Origin of the sequence: Corynebacterium sp. 11A (genome assembly GCF_008930935.1) — a bacterium.
GTDB classification, from domain to species: domain Bacteria; phylum Actinomycetota; class Actinomycetes; order Mycobacteriales; family Mycobacteriaceae; genus Corynebacterium; species Corynebacterium megadyptis.
In genome coordinates, this window is the sequence record NZ_PQMR01000009.1 from 1 (window position 1) to 17,304 (window position 17,304).

A 17,304-nucleotide genomic window follows, 5' to 3' on the forward strand; every position below is an offset into this window, starting at 1 on the left:
CGGTGGTTATAGCATCGGGGACACGCCCGGTCCCATTCCGAACCCGGAAGCTAAGCCCGACAGCGCTGATGGTACTGCACCCGGGAGGGTGTGGGAGAGTAAGTCACCGCCGACCTAAAACTTCACAAACACCGCACAAGGGGCGGGGGAGAAGATCAATCACAAGTGATCTCCTCCCCCGCCCCTTCCGCACGCCCGAATCAATTAGACTGAGGGGCTATGCGAAAACTCTCAACTCTAGCTGCAATCTACCTCGGCATTGGTCTGATCGCCGGGGTTTATTATCGCGAGTTCACCCGCTTTCACAACTACAACGGCGAAACTCAACTCTCCACCGTGCACACCCATGCGCTGGTACTCGGCGTGATTATGCCGCTGGTCCTCATCGCGTTAAGCGCGGCACTAGATATTGATACCCACAAGCGCTTCCCAGCGTTTTTCCTCAGCTACACGGTGGCGCTGACGTGGATGATCACCCACATGCTGGTGAAGGGAAGCTGGCAGGTGCTTCACCCCGGCGAGGAGTACTCGGCGGCGCTCGCCGGCATCTCCGGTATCGGGCACATCCTCATGTCGGTAGCGCTGGTGCTGCTGCTGATTATCGTGCAGCAGCGGGTCCGAGTATTCCAACGCGCGCGGCGCTAGAACACGACGGCGCCCGTCCACCAGGCGACTGCACCCACGCAGAGATTACTCACGAGCGTTATAGCCGCGAGTCTCCAGTTCTTGTCTTGGAGGCTGGCGGCTATTTCTTTAGCCAAAGTAGACCAGGTAGACAGTGCGCCGGCGATTCCGGTTCCTAGAACGAGCAGCAACCAATCCGCGAGGGGAGCGTCGACCACCACCCCGAGCAGGAAGGTCGCGGCCGCATTCGCCACGAGCGTTCCCCAGGGGCTACGCAGGTGGGTTGCGAGCCAGGCACGGCTCATGCCGCCGAGAAAGGCGCCGGTGGCTAGTGTGATGGCGTCGACAAGCATGAGCCCCTCAATCCCATATAGGCGCTAGCTACGCACACCACGACGGTGAGCAGTGCATAGTGGATGTCCAGCGTCGCGATCGCCATATAGGCGCTAAAGGAGGTAAAGCCGCCGCAGAAGCCCGTGGTCCAGAAGACGGGGGCGCCGCGACGGGTGAGGACGCCCAGGGCATAGGAGCCGAGGGCGTTGATGAGTAAAAGTGTCCACAGGGAGTCGAATCCGCCGAGGAGAACCCAGCGGCTCACTGCTCCCAGCGCGGCTCCCGCGCCGGCGAATACATAAAAGGTCATAACACTTCTAGAAGCGTAGTCGAAGTGTTATGACCTTAGGGGCGTGTGGTGGGTATTTAAGACCAATCGAGTTTGGAGTCGATGCGGAATTGGCGCACCTGCTCGTCGGTGGCCTTGAGCTTCGGGTCGAAGCGCAGGTAGGCGGTGGTCTCGCGGACGATGAGGCCGGAGAGAATGAGGATACCGATGAGGTTCGGCAGGGCCATGAGGCCGTTGGCGATATCGGAGATCGTCCATACCACCTGGAGCTGGCTGACGGCGCCAATAAAGACGACCACAGTGAAGATCATGCGGTAGGGCAGGGAGCCGCGCCAGCCCACCAAGGATTCCACGCAGCGCTCGCCATAGTAGGACCACGCGATGATGGTGGAGAAGGCGAAGAAGGCGACGGAGACGTTGACGATGGTACCCGCCCACTGGCCCGGCAGGGCGGTCTCGAAGGCGCGGGCCGTCATGTTGCCGGCCTCGTCCTTGCCGAGGGTCCACACCCCGGTGGTGATGATCGCGAGACCGGTGAAGGTGACCACGATGATGGTGTCGATGAAGGTCTGGGTCATCGATACCAGCGCCTGGCGCACGGGGTGGTTGGTCTTTGCCGCGCCCGCAGCGATAGCGGCGGAGCCCATACCGGACTCATTGGAGAAGATGCCGCGGGCCACACCCATTTGCAGTACCACCAGGATGCCGGAGCCCACGAAACCGCCGGTGGCGGCGGTGCCGGTGAAGGCGTCGCCAAAGACCTGAAGCAGGGCGTTGGGGATCTCGTTGACGTTGATCACCAGCACGGTGACCGCGCCCACGATGTAGATGATGATCATCAACGGCACGAAGGCGGAGGTGACGCGGCCAATGGCCTGAATGCCACCTAGGAGCACCGTGCCGACGAGCACGAACATGCCGATGCCGGTGACCATGGGATCAATATCGAAGCTGTCTTGCAGGCCGGTGGCCACGGCATTCGCCTGGGTGAGGTTGCCGATACCGAAGGAGGCGATGATGGCGAAGAAAGCGAAGAGGAAGGCGAGGATTTTACCCACCGGACCCTTGATGCCGCGCTTGAGATACTGCTGCGGGCCGCCGGATTGGCCGCCCTTCTCATCGGTGACGCGGAAACGCACGCCGAGGAAGGCCTCGGAGTACTTCGACACCATGCCCACTAGGCCGGTGATCCACATCCAGAACAGGGCGCCCGGGCCGCCGATCGAGAGCGCGGTGGCCACGCCGACGATATTGCCCACGCCCACCGTGGCGGCGAGCGCCGTGGTGAGGGCCTGGTAGTTACTGATGTCTCCCTTGCCCTCTTCGCCCTTGTCATAGAGCCCGTGGCGCAGTGCGACGCCCAGCTTGCGGAACTGCAACCCGGCGAGGCGGATCGTCATAAACAAGCCCGTGCCCAGCAACAGGGGAATCAGCAGGAAGGGGCCCCACACGAAGCCGCCGATTGTGCTGAGAATGTCCAGCAATGAGTCCATTGTTCTTCCTTCGGTCGAACGTGAGCAGGGTAGCGGCGCCATCGTGCGTGAGCACACAAGCTGAGGGCGCCTTAAGTGTGCTCAGCATACTCCTAATGTGTGTCCTAGGTAACTCAAATGCGTGTTTTTCTGCATACTGCACAGATTCGGGGGTGCTGGGTGGGCCGCGGGGCCAGCGGTAGTGGGGCAGGAGGGCGGCGTCGATAAGCGTGGGCACCAATGTGGGGCAGGCCGCTGCGCGATCGACGAAAAGGGAGGATGATGGAAGTGATAGTTCACTTCTAACGACAACCAAGGAGACTGATTTCCCTATGGTTCATGAGCGCGCGGGCACGGTCGCCCTCGACTCCGATCTCATTGATATCGCTGAGCTGGTCGCCGCCTACTACACGCGAATCCCTGACGCCTCCGACCCGGATCAGCAGGTGGTGTTCGGAACCTCCGGTCACCGCGGCTCGTCGCTGAACACGGCCTTCAACGAGTACCATATTCTGGCCACTACCCAGGCCATCGTGGACTACCGCGTCAAGGAGAAGATCAACGGCCCGGTATTCATCGGCCGCGATACCCACGCGCTGTCCGAGCCGGCGATGCTGTCCGCTCTCGAGGTGCTGCTGGCGAATGACGTGGATGTGCTTGTCGACGCCGCGGGGCGCTACACCCCCACCCCAGCAGTCAGCCACGCCATTTTGCGCCACAACCGGGGCTTGAGCGGCGGCGTGACGGGCACGGACCCGAAGCGCGCCGATGGCATCGTGATCACCCCCTCGCACAACCCGCCGCGAGATGGTGGCTTCAAGTACAACCCGCCCAATGGCGGCCCCGCCGATACCGGCGCCACCGACTGGATCGCCCAGCGCGCCAATGAGCTGCTCGCCCAGGACCTGCAGGGGGTCAAGCGCACCCCCGTCAGCGGTGTGCTGGATGAGCGCGCCGGCACCTATGACTACCTGAACACCTATATCGACGATCTGCCGAACGTGGTGGATCTCGCGGCCATCAAGAATTCCGGTCTGCGGATCGGCGCCGACCCGATGGGCGGGGCCTCCGTGGACTATTGGGGAGTGATTGCCGAGAAGCACGGGCTGGATCTCACCGTGGTGAATCCGCGTGTGGACGCCACCTGGCGCTTCATGACTCTCGACGCCGATGGGGCGATCCGCATGGACTGCTCCTCGCCCTATTCCATGGCCTCCTTGGTGCACAACCGCGACAAGTTCGACATCGCCACCGGCAATGACGCCGACGCCGACCGCCACGGCATCGTCACCCCCGATGCCGGGCTGATGAACCCCAACCACTATCTCGCGGTGGCCATCGACTATCTCTTCGCGCACCGCCCCCACTGGGCGAAGGACACCGCTGTGGGCAAGACCCTGGTGTCCTCCTCCATGATCGACCGCGTGGTCGCCGAGCTTGGCCGCACCCTCGTGGAGGTGCCGGTAGGCTTCAAGTGGTTTGTGCCCGGCCTCATCAATGGCTCCGTCGGCTTCGGCGGCGAGGAATCCGCCGGCGCCTCCTTCCTGCGCCACGACGGCACCGTGTGGTCCACCGACAAGGACGGCATCATCCTCGATCTGCTCGCCTCCGAGATCACCGCCGTCACCGGCAAGACCCCCTCGCAGCGCTATGCCGAACTGGCCGAAACCTATGGCGCGCCCTCCTATGCGCGCACCGATGCGCCGGCCAACCGCGAACAGAAGGCCGTGCTGAAGAAGCTCTCCCCGGAGGATGTCACCGCCACCGAGCTCGCAGGCGAGCCCATCACCAACAAGCTCACCGACGCCCCCGGCAATGGCGCTGCCATCGGCGGGCTGAAGGTGACCACCGAGTCCGCCTGGTTCGCTGCCCGCCCCTCGGGCACGGAGGACAAGTACAAGATCTACGCCGAGTCCTTCCAGGGCGAGGAGCACCTGAAGAAGGTCCAGGCCGAGGCGCAAGCCCTCGTCTCGGAGGTCCTAGGCTAAGCGGCCGCTTATCGACGCCGCCGCGCAGCACATCACCCACCAGCTCGCGCTCTGCGCGCCGGCTGGTGGGTGATGTGCGTCTGGCCCACCCCTGCCAGCTGTCAAAATGCTGTGAATCCCCTTGAAAGTGACCGACATGGTTTTATTCACGCGGGGTGCTTTAGTAACTTCAAGGCTGTGACCACCACTCAACACCAGCCCGCGCCGCGTCGAGGAATACAGGGACTGATCAGCACGCCTCTTGTGGGCGCGCTCGCCCGCCTTGCCTTGGCCGGTATCTGGATTGTCAGTGGGGCAACCAAAATCTCCGACCCCGTAGCCTCCTCCCAGGCAGTACATGCCTATGAGCTGGTGAGTTGGGAGATGGGTAACTTTATCGGCGTGGCTCTGCCCGCCGTCGAGTTGATCCTCGGGATCATGCTGCTTAGTGGCCTCTTCCTGCGCCCCGCCGCCGCGTTCTCTGCGCTGCTATTTGCGGTGTTCATCATAGGCATCGCCTCTGCGTGGGCCCGTGGTCTCAGCATTGACTGCGGCTGTTTTGGCGGCGGTGGGGTAGATGCCAGTGTCACGGGCACTACCTATGCGCTGGAGATCCTGCGCGATCTGGCCTTTATTGCCCTAGCGGCGATCGTCTGGATCAACCCCTTCCGCCGCTGGGCGCTTTACCCTTAAGTTTTCCCCTCTCGGGGCAATCACCCGAGAGCACCACCCAATGTGAAAGATGAGACCTCTTCGTGAGCAACAAAATTAAGAACCCTAACGACAAGGGATCCGGATTCCTCTGGGCGCTCGTGGCGCTACTGGTCGTTATCGCTGTGGTTGTTGGCTACATCGTGATCCAAGGCCGCAACGAAAAGAAGGCGGAGATCGCGGCGAACACTGTGAACACCTCCATCAACCTGGAGGTCACAGACAACGCCATCCGTCTCACGAGCGACAAGACCAGCACGGACGCCGCCGAGGTAGACCTCTACGAGGACTACTCCTGCCCGCACTGCGCTGACCTTGCCAAGGCCACCGATGAGGATATGCTCAAGGCCATTGAGGACGGCACCCTCGTGGTGAATATCCGCTCCCTGAACTTCCTCGACCGCGGTAACGATGGTCCCTCGTCGAAGGCCGCAACCTCGGCCTACACCCTCGCTAAGTCCGGCACGGCCAATGAGTACTGGAACTTCCGCTCGCATCTGATGAATAACCAGAAGGCGATGTATTCTTGGGAGCCGGATCAGTTCGCTGCCGCCGCTGGGGAAGTAGGGGCTGACAAGAGCCTGCGCGACGCCATCGCGGACCAGTCCGATCGCGAAGAATACAGCGAAGCAAGCGCCGCCAACAGCGCCAAGCTGGAGGAAGCAACCGGCCGGGCTGTGAGCAGCCCGCACGTGATCCACAACGGCGAGGATCTGCTGCCCAACGATAACTGGGTGAAGGACCTCGTGGGCTAGTAGCCCGAGGCTTCAGCAGCACCCTTAGTAGGCAAGGCGGCACAGTGATGTGCCGCCTTGGTGCGTTGTAGTGTCCGAGCAGGGGCGTGGGGCTCTGGGGCTTGGAGGCTTCTGACGGCTTCTGGAGGCTTCCGGAAAACAGGTCCTGAACAGCTGATTTGCTTAAGATGAACGGGGCTGTGTAAGTTATAGAGCGTCCAAGGGGCTATGGCGCAGCTGGTAGCGCACCACACTGGCAGTGTGGGGGTCACGGGTTCGAATCCCGTTAGCTCCACTTGATACGAAAACCCTGTTCCCTTTTGGGAGCAGGGTTTTTTCGTGTTCTCAGGTGCTTAGCTGCACTGACTAGTGGTGGTGGCTTCCTAGGTGGGTGATGCTGGGGTCGATTCCCAGCGGGAGTCATGGCTAGCGATTCAACCGATTACACCCCAGAGAAGGCGTGCCAGACGGTCGCCAGTCCGTGTTCAACCCCGCTCACGCCGAGGTCATGGGGGCTGCGAGCGGCTCCACCAACGCTGGCGACACGCTGCATTTGGCAGCTAACGGCAACCGGAGAAGCAGCGGCGAGAGGCCGATCAGGGGCGTCGCCGCTGCACAGAGACCGAGCAGCACGGGGTGCTGCTAGTCCTGTTAATCCTGCAGGTTATCCACGGCGTACTGGGCCTGCTCGGGGGTGAACTTCTCGCCGTACTCGCTGATGAGCTGCTCATACACCTGGTCGCGGGACATGGCCATGTCGGTGTAGTACACCTCAGCCTTCTTCAGCGCAGCCTGGTTGTAGTCTGCGTCGAGATTATCCACGGCCCACTGAGCTGCCTCGGGCGGGAAGTTCTCTCCATATTCGGAGGTGAGCTGGTCGTAGATGCCGGCCTTCGACATGTGCTGCATGGAGTAGTAGAGCTCAGCCTTCTTCAGGGCGTTCTTGTACTCCCGCGGCACCTCCTGCTCTGCGGAGTTGTCCTCAGCCGCGGGCTGCTCCGCTGGCGGCGCGGCGGGTGCCGCCTCCGCGGGGGCTTGATCGTCCGCTGCAGCCTCGGTGGCCGTCTCCTCCTGCGAGCTTTCTTCCGCCGCGGAGCTGGACGTCGAGGAATCTGCAGTGGTGTTGCTATCGCCATCGGAGAACATGGCGGAGCAGGCGCCAAGGAGGATGAACACCGCAGCGACGATCCCGCCCCAGAACAGGCATCCCTTCTTCTTTTTCTGCGGCTGCTGCGGCGGGAAGGGCGGCTGCCCCTGCTGCGGCTGGCCCTGGTAGGGCTGCCCCGCATAAGGCTGCCCCGGCTGGCCATTCTGCGGGAACTCGCCATACTGCGGCTGCCCGCCTTGGGGAGTATTTCCGTTCTGGGGCTCCTGCCCGTTGTGAGGGAACTGGTTGGTCACGGTCTGTGCACTACCTTTCGTAGATCAGTGGCCTAGAGGCCGGAGGGTGACACCGTGTGTCGATGAGGTAGACGGTGCATAGCGACACCGGTGGCGAGAATGGGGGTGCTGATCGCAGGAGGAATGAATAAGGGGAGGCGATCAGCGGGGAATTGTTTGGCACCGCGTAAAATTCAGGGATATTCGACTATAGGGTTCTCTTTCTTCTCTTCACTGCTGTTAAGAGTGATACAAACATGCGGCCTGGACACCGTTTGTCGAACGCGTCGAACATCCCAGTTCAGCGCTAGTATTTCATCGAACACCACGGGTATGTGGGCGCATGTTTTCTGGCCCCTCCATCGCTTTTATGTGCACCGCGCGTAGTTGTGCGCACCCCGCCGGCCCGAACCCCGCCCGCACCACTAGCCCACGCCCCACCAACACCGAGAACACAGCGAGCACAGAGCCGAGTCCCCAGCGTGCCGTGTGCGAGGCTCTCTTTTTGGGCTTCTATGGTGAATGATGGAGGATAAGTGCGTGCGTCCAGATTCTCAGGGTGGGGCTATCGGCTAGCCACGGATGGCCCAGCGTTAATTATCTGGTCCTAGAGTCGGACATACATGGCCGCAGTGGATGCTGAAGATCCACGACTAGCTGTGGAGTCCGAGGAGAAGAAAGCGAGCCCCTCATGCGAGCAGATGCCCAAGCGAACCGTGAAGCCATTGTGATGGCGGCCCAAACCCTCTTCCAAGAGGAGGGTATTGACGTGTCTTTTCGGCGAATCGCCACCGAAGCCGATGTGGGGGTGGCCACGGTGCACCGCAATTTCCCAGATCGGCGGGTCCTCGTTAATGCCGTCACCGAGCGCGTCACCGCACAGGCGCACGATATTGTGCGGGCCCACGAACATAGCTGGGACGAGGATCCGTGGCAGAACTGGAATGATGTCATCCTCGAGCTGGTGCGGTTGGGGATCACCCCGCTGGCGGAGCAGATTTCGCGCTTTGCGTATGACGAGAACCTCCTGGCCGAAATCGTGGAGCAGCGGCGCACGGCAATCAGCGAGGTCTTTGCTGGGCTATTAGATAAGGCGCGGCGGCACCGCTTCATTCCCGCGGATGTCACTCCCATCCGCTTCGCCGTGGGCATCGGCATGATCTCTCGTGAGCTGCCCGCCGTGGGGCGGCAGCTGGTGGATGATCAACAGGAATGGTTTGCGCGTGTGTATCTCGAGGGGTTGCGCTCGCTGGCCCAATAAACACACAACACAGCCCGCCACCCCATGTGGGGAGACGGGATGGGAAGGAGGCCGCTATGCACTGGATACCGCTCGCCACGGCCCTCGGGGTGCTCCTCACCGGAATAATCACGGTGTTTAGCACCGGCGGGGGAGCGCTTGTCGCGGCGGTGGCCGCGGGTAGCTCCGCGCTTTGCGGGGCGTGGGCGGTGGCTCACCTGCGTGTGGCGCGAGGCATGCTCAGCGGCTACACGATGGTGGCTCTCGTAGCACTAGCTGGCCTTGGATTAGGCCTTGTTGTTGAGGGGAACGCGGCCCGCGTGGCCCACGTGGTGTGGGCGCTGGCTGCGGGAACCTTGTGTGTGCTCGCAGCCAGCGTGGCGGTGTATCACCCGCGAGCGCTGCGTCGTTAAGCCTTAGAGTCCTGCTGCTCGGCGCTATCGTCCTCGTCCTCGATCTCGGTGCGCTCCTCATCGGCTACGGTAGCGAGTAACTTCTCGTTATCGGCCTTGGAGCGGTCGAGCTCGTGGTTGAGCTCGAGGGAGTGATCATCATAGGTTTTCGGGTTGATATACGCGCGGGTGAGCTGGCGAATGCGGTGGCGGCGCTGCTTCTCACCAGTGATGAGGTGCGACCAGCGGATGCGCCAGATCACGAAGATCACGCCGATCACCATGCCGATATAGCCCAAGATCGGGAAGATGATCTGGATGAGCGGGCCGAAGCCGATGAGGCTGATCGCCCAGCTGATACCCAGAATCACCAGCAGGTTCACCCACTGCGGGGTGGGGGTGGCCACCTGTATGCGGCGGGAGAAGGCATAGACATCGCCGAGGGCGGTGTTGAAGATCATCACCAGAATCAGCAGCGACAAGCCATAGCCGGCCACGGGGTGAATGTTGGTGACGATCGCCGCCATCGGAATGTCCTTGCCGGCAGCAGTGTCCACATTGAAGAACAACACGACGGTTTCCAGCACCAAGATGACGGTAAGGATGAGTCCGCCCAGCATGCCGCCGACGGCTACGGCTTTGAGCTTGGTGTAGGAGCCGCCGATCACTAGCGACATACCCACCGCGCAAATCAGGGACATACCGGCGTAGTTCATGGCCGACCACCACCACGGCTTCACGGGAGTGGGCTCATTGAGTGCGATCTCATTGGCGGCCTCGACGGAGAACCCCTCAGGGATGTTGACGATGGTGTAGATGAACAGCGCGACGATGGCCACGACCATCAACGGGGTGACAGCGCCAATCACGCTGGAGACGCGCACAGGATTAAGGAAGCAGACAAAGTAAACGATCACCGCCATGATCAACGAGCCCAACCAAGAGGGCACGCCGAAAGACTGCTCGAAGGTGGAGCCTGCGCCGGCGAGCATCATCATGCCCATAGTGGCCATGGTGATGGATACGGCGATATCCAAAATCCACGAGACTCGCGGGTGGGCCACATTTTTAAATACGGCGCTGTGTTCATCGGCGAGGAAGAAACTGCCGATCTGGAGGATGACGGCGCTCACTACTATGAGGATGACGCCGGTGAGCACGAGTGCCCAGATTCCGGTTCCGGTGCCAAAGGAGACAAAGTATTGCATCATCTCCTTGCCGGTGGCGAAGCCCGCCCCCACGAGTAGTCCGACAAAGGCCATGGCGATTGCCATGCTCTCTTTCATGGTGTGTTGCCCCTTAGGGATATATGTAAGGTCAGGTAACGTGCGCCCCATCTTTCCATGAATGTGGCCGTTCTTCTAACACGCTACAGCGCAGAGAGCGCTTATCGACGCCATCTCCGCCACGCTTTCGACTCGCCGGAACTACCCCAAAATGGTGGTTGAATCGTTTTGTTCGGTGAATTTCCTCACAGTCGCTGGAGTAGACGGGTGGGGCGTGTTCTTAGTGGAGGGGCAGCGTATTGTCGCAGCTGGTGCCGTATATGTGAGGTGTCCTGCGAGGCGATGATGTGAGGGGCGGGGAGGTGAGAGGCCCAAATGTGAGCTGGCTCGCCCACCAGTGCTGGCTGGGAGTGGGACAATGGGAGCTATGGCTGACAATGATGTTGTAAAGATTCTCACCGACGACGAGTGTGTAGAGAAGCTAGGCACCCAGCAGTTGGGTCGTGTGGTGGTGCGCCGCAAGGACGAGATGGACATCTTCCCCGTGAACTATGTGGTGGACGATGGCTGTATCTATATTCGCACTGCGCAAGGCAACAAACTGTTCTCGCTCTTCGTCAATCCCGACGTTCTCTTTGAGGTGGACTACTTCACCGAGGAGCGCGCTTGGTCCGTGGTGATTCAAGGTACCGCCGAGGTGCTCGACCGCCAGGAGGACATCGACTATGCCGAGGGGTTGAACCTGAAGCCGTGGCTGCCGACGCTGAAGTACAACTTTGTACGTATTACCCCGCAGCAGCTCAACGGCCGTGCGTTCCGGCTCGGTGAGGAGCCGGAACGCTACTAGCCTAGGGGTGAAGCGGGACTAGCTGCGCCACCAGCTATCTGCATAGGTGGCGGGCAGCGTCCGCTTGTGGCGGCCGCGCTGCCACAGCTCCTCGATGCGTTCGCGGGCGGCATCAGCAATAGTCTTGCCCTCGAGGTAGTCGTCGATATCGCTATAGCGCACCCCTAGTGCGTCCTCATCCGCGAGCAGCGGGCGATCATCTTCGAGGTCCGCGGTGGGCACCTTAGTCCAGGTGCTCTCGGGGGCGCCTAGTTCGGCGAGCAGGGCGGCGCCTTGGCGCTTATTCAGTCCCCAGAGTGGGAGCAGATCGGCGGCACCATCGCCGAACTTGGTGAAGAATCCGGTGACATTTTCTGCCGCGTGATCCGTGCCCACGACCAGCAGGTTGCGCTCGCCGGCGATGGCGTAGTGCATCACCATGCGTTCGCGGGCCTTGACATTGCCGCGATGAAGATCGCTCATGCTGGTCTGCTCGAGGGCTTGGGCCACGCCGTCCTCCACCATGTCGGTGGCGGGCTTAATATTGATGCGCAGCTCGTGGTCGGGGCGGATGAAGCGCATGGCCACATCCACATCTGCCTCGTCTGCTTGTCGGTCATAAGGCAGGCGCACGGCATAAAACTCTGCCTCATGGCCGGCGGCGCGGCGCTTCTCCACGGCAAGTTGGGCGAGCTTGCCCGCCAGCGTGGAATCCTGTCCGCCGGAGATACCAAGCACGAAGCCGGCTAGCCCAGTGGTCGCTAGGTAGTCGCAGAGAAAATCCACGCGGCGGGTGAGCTCTGCGGCAGGGTCTATGGTGGGGTGGACGTCGAGGTGGTCGATGATCTGAGCTTGGAGTGTCTGCATGCGGCCGATAGTAGTCTCGTACCGTAGTCGGCGGCATTTTGTACAATGGTGCGCCGGTGGTCTATGATAATCGTTCGTGTCATTGAACCCCGTGAATGCGCTGCACTCACGTCGCGGTTCGGCAGGGCGCCCACGGTGGGTGACCCTTAGAACTTATAAGCGCTAATAGAAAGGAGCGCCCGATGAAGGTCCGCAAGTCGCTTCGGTCGCTGAAGAACAAGCCGGGCGCCCAGGTTGTGCGTCGTCGTGGCAAGGTATACGTCCTGAACAAGAAGGACCCCCGCTTCAAGGCTCGCCAGGGCTAATCCTGTAGGTCCTTGGCTTGTCAGCCTACCTAGATACACCGCCTGTCCTTACCTTGTGAGGATGGGCGGTGTTTTTTGTTGGTGGGCGGGAATAGATCCCAGAATATAACGATTCGATAACGACGCTCCTGCGGTTTTAGCATTCTCCCAAGACGGGTAAAGACAGAATTGCTTTTGGTCGCGAACGTGTCTCGCCAGATGTAGTGCTTACATGGATGTCATCTTGGGAATTTCCAGCGTGTAACTACTACATATTGTGCTCTTGCGGTAAATGGATACTACGTATAGTGTCTAGTTCAGCAGCTCACCACAAGGTCCTCACTTGCTGGTGACACCACGTACCACCGCAGCACCCCTTTGACTGCGATTCATTCCCCAAGCAATAAGGATTACTCCGACGATGGCTATCACCCTCTACACCAAGCCCGCCTGCATGCAGTGCAACGCCACGAAGAAGGCTCTCGACCGTGCTGGTCTGGAGTACTCGCTCGTGGACATCAGCATGGACAGCGAGGCGCTCGATTATGTGATGGCTCTCGGCTACGTTCAGGCGCCCGTCGTGGTGGCTGATGGAGAGCACTGGTCGGGCTTCCGCCCTGAGCGCATTCGCACGCTCAGCGCCCAGGTTGCCTAGCCGCTTATCGCTTGCGGATAGTAAAGGGCCACTCGTAGTAGTTACACAGTACGAACGAGTGGTCCTGTTTCTATTGGCCCACCTAGATACCAGGATTCGGCAGGCGCATCATGCTTGTAGTGTATTTTTCCTCCGCGACGGGGAATACGAAAAAATTCGTCGATAAGCTCGGGTTTCCCGCGCGAAGGATTCCGCTTCGTAAAAATGACGAGCCGCTCATCGTGCATGAGCCTTATGTGTTGATCTGCCCCACCTATGGCGGTGGGGTCTCCATTATGGGCCGCGAGCCTAAACCAGTGCCCGTGCAGGTAATTCGCTTTCTCAACAATGACCACAACCGCTCGCTTATCCGGGCTGTGATCGCCGGCGGGAACTCAAACTTTGGAGCAGATTTTGGGACGGCAGGGAATGTTATTGCCGCCAAATGCCATGTGCCCTATGTGTATCGCTTCGAGCTCATGGGGACTGATGAAGATGTGCGCCTCGTACAAGAGGGGCTCAGGGAGAACGCCGAACAGCTTGGCCTGCGGCCGGTATCCCAGCACGCGGAGAATGCCAGCGGCTTCTAGAGTCGGTGCTCTAGGATGACTAGAGCTGAAGCCGTCACCGCGTAGAGACAAAAACAACAACAGCAACCACAGGTTGGCGCCGCTCAGCGCGCACAACCGAAATTTCAAGATGTAAAGGAAAAGATCGACTGTGGCCGAGATGGGAAAGAATGTCGCCGAACCGGTGCGCAAGGCGGATCAGCTGGATTATCACGCGCTCAACGCGATGCTGAATCTGTACGACGATGAAGGCAAGATCCAGTTCGATAAGGATCGTGAGGCGGCTAACCAGTTCTTCCTGCAGCACGTCAACCAGAACACCGTCTTTTTCCACAACCTCCGGGAAAAGCTGGATTATCTGCTGGACAATGACTACTACGAGAAGCATGTGCTGGATAAGTGGGACTTCCCCTTTGTGAAGTCCCTGTTCAAGCGGGCCTATGCGAAGCGCTTCCGCTTCGAGACCTTCCTCGGGGCCTATAAGTACTACACCAGCTACACCCTCACCACCTTCGATGGGCGGCGCTATCTCGAGCGCTTCGAGGATCGCGTGTGCATGGTGGCACTGACGCTCGCCGATGGCGATGAGCGTCTTGCAGAGATGCTGGTGGATGAGATCATGGGTGGCCGCTTCCAGCCCGCCACCCCGACCTTCCTCAACTCCGGTAAAGCCCAGCGCGGCGAGCCGGTGTCCTGCTTCCTGCTGCGCATCGAAGACAACATGGAATCGATCGGCCGCGCCATTAACTCCGCGCTGCAGCTCTCCAAGCGCGGTGGCGGCGTGGCATTGCTGCTCTCGAACCTGCGTGAGCAGGGCGCACCGATTAAGAAGATCGAAAACCAGTCCTCTGGCGTGGTGCCGGTCATGAAGCTGCTCGAGGATTCCTTCTCCTATGCCAACCAGCTGGGTGCCCGGCAGGGTGCCGGAGCCGTGTACCTGCACGCCCACCACCCAGACATCATGCGCTTTTTGGACACCAAGAGGGAGAACGCGGATGAGAAGATCCGCATTAAGACTCTCTCGCTCGGTGTGGTGATCCCCGATATCACCTTCGAGCTGGCGAAGAAGAACGATGACATGTACCTCTTCTCGCCCTATGACGTGGAGCGGGTCTACGGCAAGCCCTTTGCCGATGTGCCCATCAGCGAGCACTACGCAGAGATGGTGGAGGATCCCCGGATCCGCAAGACCAAGATCAACGCGCGCCAGTTCTTCCAGACGCTCGCCGAGATCCAGTTTGAGTCCGGCTACCCCTACATCATGTTCGAGGACACGGTGAATGAGGCCAACCCCATCGAGGGGCGCATCACCCATTCGAACCTGTGCTCTGAGATTCTGCAGATCTCCACCGCCTCGGAGTTCAACGATGATCTGTCCTATGCTCACGTCGGCGAGGATATTTCCTGCAACTTGGGCTCGTTGAATATCGCCAAGACCATGGACTCTCCGGACTTCTCCGCCACCATCGAGGCCGCCATCCGCGGGCTGACTGCGGTGTCCGAGCAGACTGCGATCGATTCGGTGCCGTCAATCCGCAAGGGCAATGACAACGCCCACGCTATCGGCCTCGGCCAGATGAACCTACACGGCTTTTTGGGCCGCGAGCACATCCACTATGGCTCCGAGGAGGCCCTGGACTTCACCAACGCCTACTTCGCCGCGGTGATGTACGAGTGCATCAAGGCCTCTAACCAGATCGCGAAGGAGCGTGGCGAGCACTTCACCAAGTTCGAAACCTCCGACTACGCCACCGGCGAGTTCTTTGACCGCTATGATCCGGCCGAGTTCGCGCCCCGTACCGAGCGGGTGAAGGAGATCTTCGACAACTCCACCATTCACACTCCTACTGCAGAGGAGTGGGCGGAGCTGAAGGAATCGGTGGCCACCTACGGCATGTTTAACCGCTATCTGCAGGCGGTGCCGCCGACGGGCTCGATCTCGTATATCAACAACTCCACCTCCTCGATCCACCCGATCGCTTCCAAGGTGGAGATCCGCAAGGAAGGCAAGATTGGTCGCGTCTACTACCCGGCGCCGTATATGACCAATGACAACCTGGACTACTACCAGGACGCCTACGAGGTCGGTTTCGAGAAGATCATCGATACCTACGCGGTGGCCACCAAGTACGTGGACCAGGGCCTCTCGCTCACGCTGTTCTTCAAGGACACCGCCACCACCCGCGATATCAACCGCGCCCAGATCTACGCTTGGCGCAAGGGTATTAAGACGGTCTACTACATCCGGCTGCGCCAAACCGCGCTCACCGGCACCGAAGTGCAGGGCTGCGTGAGCTGCATGCTCTAGCCCCTCCGCGCCTCGCGCCGTCTTTGCTGACAGCCTCATCCCGCACGGGGTGGGGCTGTTCGGCTTTATGGGGTGAGTAAAACCTAGGCGGTGTCCGCTCGGTCCACATAGGCGAGCATTCGCGTGCCATCCACATGCGGAAATACCAGCCACATCCAGCCCCAGACGGCGAGGGCGAGCAGGGCGGTGGCCCAGAGGGCGGCTGGGGCGAGCACGGGGGCGAGCATTAGCGCCAGCCACACCGGAAAGAGCGGCAGGAGCATGCTGGCGCGGGCGCGGTACTCAAAGCCGCGCGCTTCGAGATACTCGCGGATGTGCTGCCGATAGGGGTGGGTATAAATCAGCATGATGCCCAAGGCGAGGCACGCCACCATGATCGCCACCTGTATCCCGCGCGACAGGGAGGTGGTCAGCACAGCCACGCCCAGGCCAAAGAGTACAGAGGTGCCCAAGCGCACCGGTGCAGGCGTGGGTATCGGGTTGGGAAGGGAACGCGCTTCGCTTATCGACGGCATACTCCTAGGTTATCGAGTGCCTCGGACGGCAGGGGAGCAGGGGGTGATTGCGGCATAGTTGACGCGGACTCAAGCGCGGTGTTTACTAGCACTGGTAAGAACGAGTGTTCGATACGCGAGGGTGTGGACGAGGATTGTGGCGACGCGCACGAGGGGGTGATTCCGTGAGTTTCTGCAGCGAGCAGCGCGCTGATCTGAGCGCGCTCAGCCGTGAACAGAAAGTGGCTGCCCTGCGTGCCCAGCTGGTGGGCCTTGAGGGCGGAGGGGCTGCTCGCCCTGCTGAAGTGGCTAGCGTCGAAGAGCGAGAAATGGCAGGTAGTGTGCGCCTTCCGCAGGTGCTCGCGGGGGCTATAGCTGGCGGCGGTCTGCCGCGCCGTGGGATCACCCTCGCCAGTGATTGCCCGGCATTGGTGGTGTCCTTAGTGGCCTATGTCAGCGCCCAGGGGCAGCGAGTGGCGCTCGTTGGCTGGGATGATCTCCTGCTCGCCGAGGTGCCCGAAGAGGGAGGGCTATTAGAAAATATCATCGTTGTTCGTGGTGCGGCTGAGGACACGATACAGATCGCCGCCGTACTTGCCGAGGGCATGGATGTGGTGGTGGCCTATCTTCCCGCACTGCGCCACGTGGGGGCCGCCGCGGAGCGGGCGCTGCGGGCGAAGCTGCGCCGCGGAGACTGCGCCGTGATACTGGTCGGTGGCCCGCAGCTGGTGGCGAATGCGGAGCTGGGGCTGGGCGCTACCCCGCAGCGTTTTCATGGCATGGACATGACAGGCCGCGGGCGCATTACCGGAGTGGATATTGCGGTGCAGATACAGCAGCGGGGACTGCCTGCGCGCACAGTGCATTATGAGCTGCGCGGTGCGGCGCCTGCCGCAGAGTCCGCCGCGGCGGTGGGCGAGCCAGAGATAGTGCAGTTGCAGGTGATCTAGAGTG

19 protein-coding genes, 1 tRNA gene and 1 rRNA gene are annotated in these 17,304 nt (G+C 60.9%); 14 read left to right on the plus strand and 7 right to left on the minus strand.

Annotation, left to right across the window (positions count from 1 at the left end):
* Positions 1–115, plus strand: a 5S ribosomal RNA gene (gene rrf / locus GBB18_RS07540); the annotation flags it as partial.
* Positions 116–219: 104 nt separating this feature from the next.
* On the plus strand, positions 220–645 hold the full coding sequence (locus GBB18_RS07545; protein ID WP_151641263.1) for a DUF2871 domain-containing protein: 426 nt from the start codon (positions 220–222) through the stop codon (positions 643–645).
* On the opposite strand, the gene GBB18_RS07550 is transcribed toward GBB18_RS07545, so the two are convergent.
* Genes GBB18_RS07550 through GBB18_RS07560 form a run of 3 tightly spaced genes read right to left on the minus strand, consistent with a single transcriptional unit; the run spans position 642 to position 2,739 of the window.
* On the minus strand, positions 642–977 hold the full coding sequence (locus tag GBB18_RS07550; protein ID WP_151641264.1) for a CrcB family protein: 336 nt from the start codon (positions 975–977) through the stop codon (positions 642–644). The genes GBB18_RS07545 and GBB18_RS07550 overlap by 4 nt on opposite strands.
* Entirely contained in the window at positions 953–1,267 is a 315-nt protein-coding gene (locus GBB18_RS07555; RefSeq protein WP_151641265.1) for a CrcB family protein, read from the minus strand. The genes GBB18_RS07550 and GBB18_RS07555 overlap by 25 nt, the downstream gene beginning before the upstream one ends.
* A 56-nt stretch (positions 1,268–1,323) precedes the next feature.
* Positions 1,324–2,739, minus strand: coding sequence for a sodium:alanine symporter family protein (locus GBB18_RS07560; protein WP_151550286.1), 1,416 nt, complete (start codon positions 2,737–2,739; stop codon positions 1,324–1,326).
* A 311-nt stretch (positions 2,740–3,050) separates the two neighbouring features.
* On the opposite strand from GBB18_RS07560, the gene pgm reads away from it, so the two are divergent.
* From pgm to GBB18_RS07580, 4 genes are all read left to right on the plus strand, one after another.
* On the plus strand, positions 3,051–4,706 hold the full coding sequence (gene pgm, locus GBB18_RS07565; protein ID WP_151641266.1) for a phosphoglucomutase (alpha-D-glucose-1,6-bisphosphate-dependent): 1,656 nt from the start codon (positions 3,051–3,053) through the stop codon (positions 4,704–4,706).
* Positions 4,707–4,883: 177 nt separating this feature from the next.
* Positions 4,884–5,378 carry a MauE/DoxX family redox-associated membrane protein gene (locus GBB18_RS07570; protein WP_225979298.1) on the plus strand — a complete coding sequence of 165 codons (495 nt, stop codon included), beginning with the start codon at positions 4,884–4,886 and terminating at the stop codon, positions 5,376–5,378.
* A gap of 62 nt (positions 5,379–5,440) precedes the next feature.
* Complete coding sequence (locus tag GBB18_RS07575; protein WP_151550283.1) at positions 5,441–6,151, plus strand: thioredoxin domain-containing protein; 711 nt, start codon at positions 5,441–5,443, stop codon at positions 6,149–6,151.
* Positions 6,152–6,352: 201 nt separating this feature from the next.
* Positions 6,353–6,425, plus strand: a tRNA-Ala gene (locus GBB18_RS07580).
* A gap of 356 nt (positions 6,426–6,781) precedes the next feature.
* Here the strand turns inward: GBB18_RS07580 and GBB18_RS07585 are convergent.
* The gene (locus tag GBB18_RS07585; RefSeq protein WP_192795971.1) at positions 6,782–7,531 is read right to left on the minus strand and encodes an Ltp family lipoprotein; all 750 of its coding nucleotides are present in this window, start codon (positions 7,529–7,531) and stop codon (positions 6,782–6,784) included.
* Between the two features lie 670 nt (positions 7,532–8,201).
* Here GBB18_RS07585 and GBB18_RS07590 point away from each other — a divergent pair.
* Both GBB18_RS07590 and GBB18_RS07595 read left to right on the plus strand, forming a co-directional pair.
* Positions 8,202–8,771 (plus strand): TetR/AcrR family transcriptional regulator, encoded by a 570-nt coding sequence (locus tag GBB18_RS07590; protein WP_151550282.1) that lies wholly within the window; start codon positions 8,202–8,204, stop codon positions 8,769–8,771.
* A gap of 56 nt (positions 8,772–8,827) precedes the next feature.
* The gene (locus GBB18_RS07595) at positions 8,828–9,163 is read left to right on the plus strand and encodes a hypothetical protein (protein ID WP_151550281.1); all 336 of its coding nucleotides are present in this window, start codon (positions 8,828–8,830) and stop codon (positions 9,161–9,163) included.
* Here the strand turns inward: GBB18_RS07595 and GBB18_RS07600 are convergent.
* Positions 9,160–10,428 carry a hypothetical protein gene (locus tag GBB18_RS07600; protein ID WP_151641267.1) on the minus strand — a complete coding sequence of 423 codons (1,269 nt, stop codon included), beginning with the start codon at positions 10,426–10,428 and terminating at the stop codon, positions 9,160–9,162. The two genes, GBB18_RS07595 and GBB18_RS07600, sit on opposite strands and share 4 nt — an antisense overlap.
* A gap of 367 nt (positions 10,429–10,795) precedes the next feature.
* Between GBB18_RS07600 and GBB18_RS07605 the strand changes: the two genes are divergently transcribed.
* Positions 10,796–11,215: a pyridoxamine 5'-phosphate oxidase family protein gene (locus tag GBB18_RS07605; protein ID WP_151641268.1), complete on the plus strand. Its 420-nt coding sequence runs from the start codon at positions 10,796–10,798 to the stop codon at positions 11,213–11,215.
* 18 nt (positions 11,216–11,233) lie between these two features.
* Here the strand turns inward: GBB18_RS07605 and nadE are convergent, their stop codons facing one another.
* On the minus strand, positions 11,234–12,061 hold the full coding sequence (gene nadE / locus GBB18_RS07610; RefSeq protein WP_151641269.1) for an ammonia-dependent NAD(+) synthetase: 828 nt from the start codon (positions 12,059–12,061) through the stop codon (positions 11,234–11,236).
* Positions 12,062–12,243: 182 nt separating this feature from the next.
* Between nadE and ykgO the strand changes: the two genes are divergently transcribed.
* The 4 genes from ykgO (at position 12,244) to nrdE (ending at position 15,856) form a co-directional block, all read left to right on the plus strand.
* Positions 12,244–12,366 carry a type B 50S ribosomal protein L36 gene (gene ykgO, locus GBB18_RS07615; RefSeq protein ID WP_151529588.1) on the plus strand — a complete coding sequence of 41 codons (123 nt, stop codon included), beginning with the start codon at positions 12,244–12,246 and terminating at the stop codon, positions 12,364–12,366.
* A gap of 400 nt (positions 12,367–12,766) precedes the next feature.
* Positions 12,767–13,000, plus strand: coding sequence for a glutaredoxin-like protein NrdH (gene nrdH, locus GBB18_RS07620; protein WP_151529587.1), 234 nt, complete (start codon positions 12,767–12,769; stop codon positions 12,998–13,000).
* A 110-nt stretch (positions 13,001–13,110) separates the two neighbouring features.
* Positions 13,111–13,569: a class Ib ribonucleoside-diphosphate reductase assembly flavoprotein NrdI gene (nrdI, locus tag GBB18_RS07625; RefSeq protein WP_151550277.1), complete on the plus strand. Its 459-nt coding sequence runs from the start codon at positions 13,111–13,113 to the stop codon at positions 13,567–13,569.
* A 139-nt stretch (positions 13,570–13,708) separates the two neighbouring features.
* Positions 13,709–15,856: a class 1b ribonucleoside-diphosphate reductase subunit alpha gene (gene nrdE / locus GBB18_RS07630; protein ID WP_192795976.1), complete on the plus strand. Its 2,148-nt coding sequence runs from the start codon at positions 13,709–13,711 to the stop codon at positions 15,854–15,856.
* Positions 15,857–15,939: 83 nt separating this feature from the next.
* Here nrdE and GBB18_RS07635 read toward each other — a convergent pair whose 3' ends face one another.
* Positions 15,940–16,371 (minus strand): hypothetical protein, encoded by a 432-nt coding sequence (locus tag GBB18_RS07635; RefSeq protein ID WP_151641270.1) that lies wholly within the window; start codon positions 16,369–16,371, stop codon positions 15,940–15,942.
* Positions 16,372–16,535: 164 nt separating this feature from the next.
* On the opposite strand from GBB18_RS07635, the gene GBB18_RS07640 reads away from it, so the two are divergent.
* On the plus strand, positions 16,536–17,300 hold the full coding sequence (locus GBB18_RS07640; RefSeq protein WP_151641271.1) for a hypothetical protein: 765 nt from the start codon (positions 16,536–16,538) through the stop codon (positions 17,298–17,300).
* Positions 17,301–17,304: the final 4 nt, after the last annotated feature.

What these genes read in the sequence shown, in the direction of transcription:
- GBB18_RS07545 (WP_151641263.1), top strand. Translation starts at nt 220, where the DNA reads ATGCGAAAACTCTCAACTCTAGCTGCAATCTACCTCGGCATTGGTCTG.
- GBB18_RS07550 (WP_151641264.1), bottom strand. Translation starts at nt 977, where the DNA reads ATGCTTGTCGACGCCATCACACTAGCCACCGGCGCCTTTCTCGGCGGC.
- GBB18_RS07555 (WP_151641265.1), bottom strand. Translation starts at nt 1,267, where the DNA reads ATGACCTTTTATGTATTCGCCGGCGCGGGAGCCGCGCTGGGAGCAGTG.
- GBB18_RS07560 (WP_151550286.1), bottom strand. Translation starts at nt 2,739, where the DNA reads ATGGACTCATTGCTGGACATTCTCAGCACAATCGGCGGCTTCGTGTGG.
- pgm (WP_151641266.1), top strand. Translation starts at nt 3,051, where the DNA reads ATGGTTCATGAGCGCGCGGGCACGGTCGCCCTCGACTCCGATCTCATT.
- GBB18_RS07590 (WP_151550282.1), top strand. Translation starts at nt 8,202, where the DNA reads ATGCGAGCAGATGCCCAAGCGAACCGTGAAGCCATTGTGATGGCGGCC.
- GBB18_RS07595 (WP_151550281.1), top strand. Translation starts at nt 8,828, where the DNA reads ATGCACTGGATACCGCTCGCCACGGCCCTCGGGGTGCTCCTCACCGGA.
- GBB18_RS07600 (WP_151641267.1), bottom strand. Translation starts at nt 10,428, where the DNA reads ATGAAAGAGAGCATGGCAATCGCCATGGCCTTTGTCGGACTACTCGTG.
- GBB18_RS07605 (WP_151641268.1), top strand. Translation starts at nt 10,796, where the DNA reads ATGGCTGACAATGATGTTGTAAAGATTCTCACCGACGACGAGTGTGTA.
- nadE (WP_151641269.1), bottom strand. Translation starts at nt 12,061, where the DNA reads ATGCAGACACTCCAAGCTCAGATCATCGACCACCTCGACGTCCACCCC.
- ykgO (WP_151529588.1), top strand. Translation starts at nt 12,244, where the DNA reads ATGAAGGTCCGCAAGTCGCTTCGGTCGCTGAAGAACAAGCCGGGCGCC.
- nrdH (WP_151529587.1), top strand. Translation starts at nt 12,767, where the DNA reads ATGGCTATCACCCTCTACACCAAGCCCGCCTGCATGCAGTGCAACGCC.
- nrdI (WP_151550277.1), top strand. Translation starts at nt 13,111, where the DNA reads ATGCTTGTAGTGTATTTTTCCTCCGCGACGGGGAATACGAAAAAATTC.
- nrdE (WP_192795976.1), top strand. Translation starts at nt 13,709, where the DNA reads ATGGGAAAGAATGTCGCCGAACCGGTGCGCAAGGCGGATCAGCTGGAT.
- GBB18_RS07635 (WP_151641270.1), bottom strand. Translation starts at nt 16,371, where the DNA reads ATGCCGTCGATAAGCGAAGCGCGTTCCCTTCCCAACCCGATACCCACG.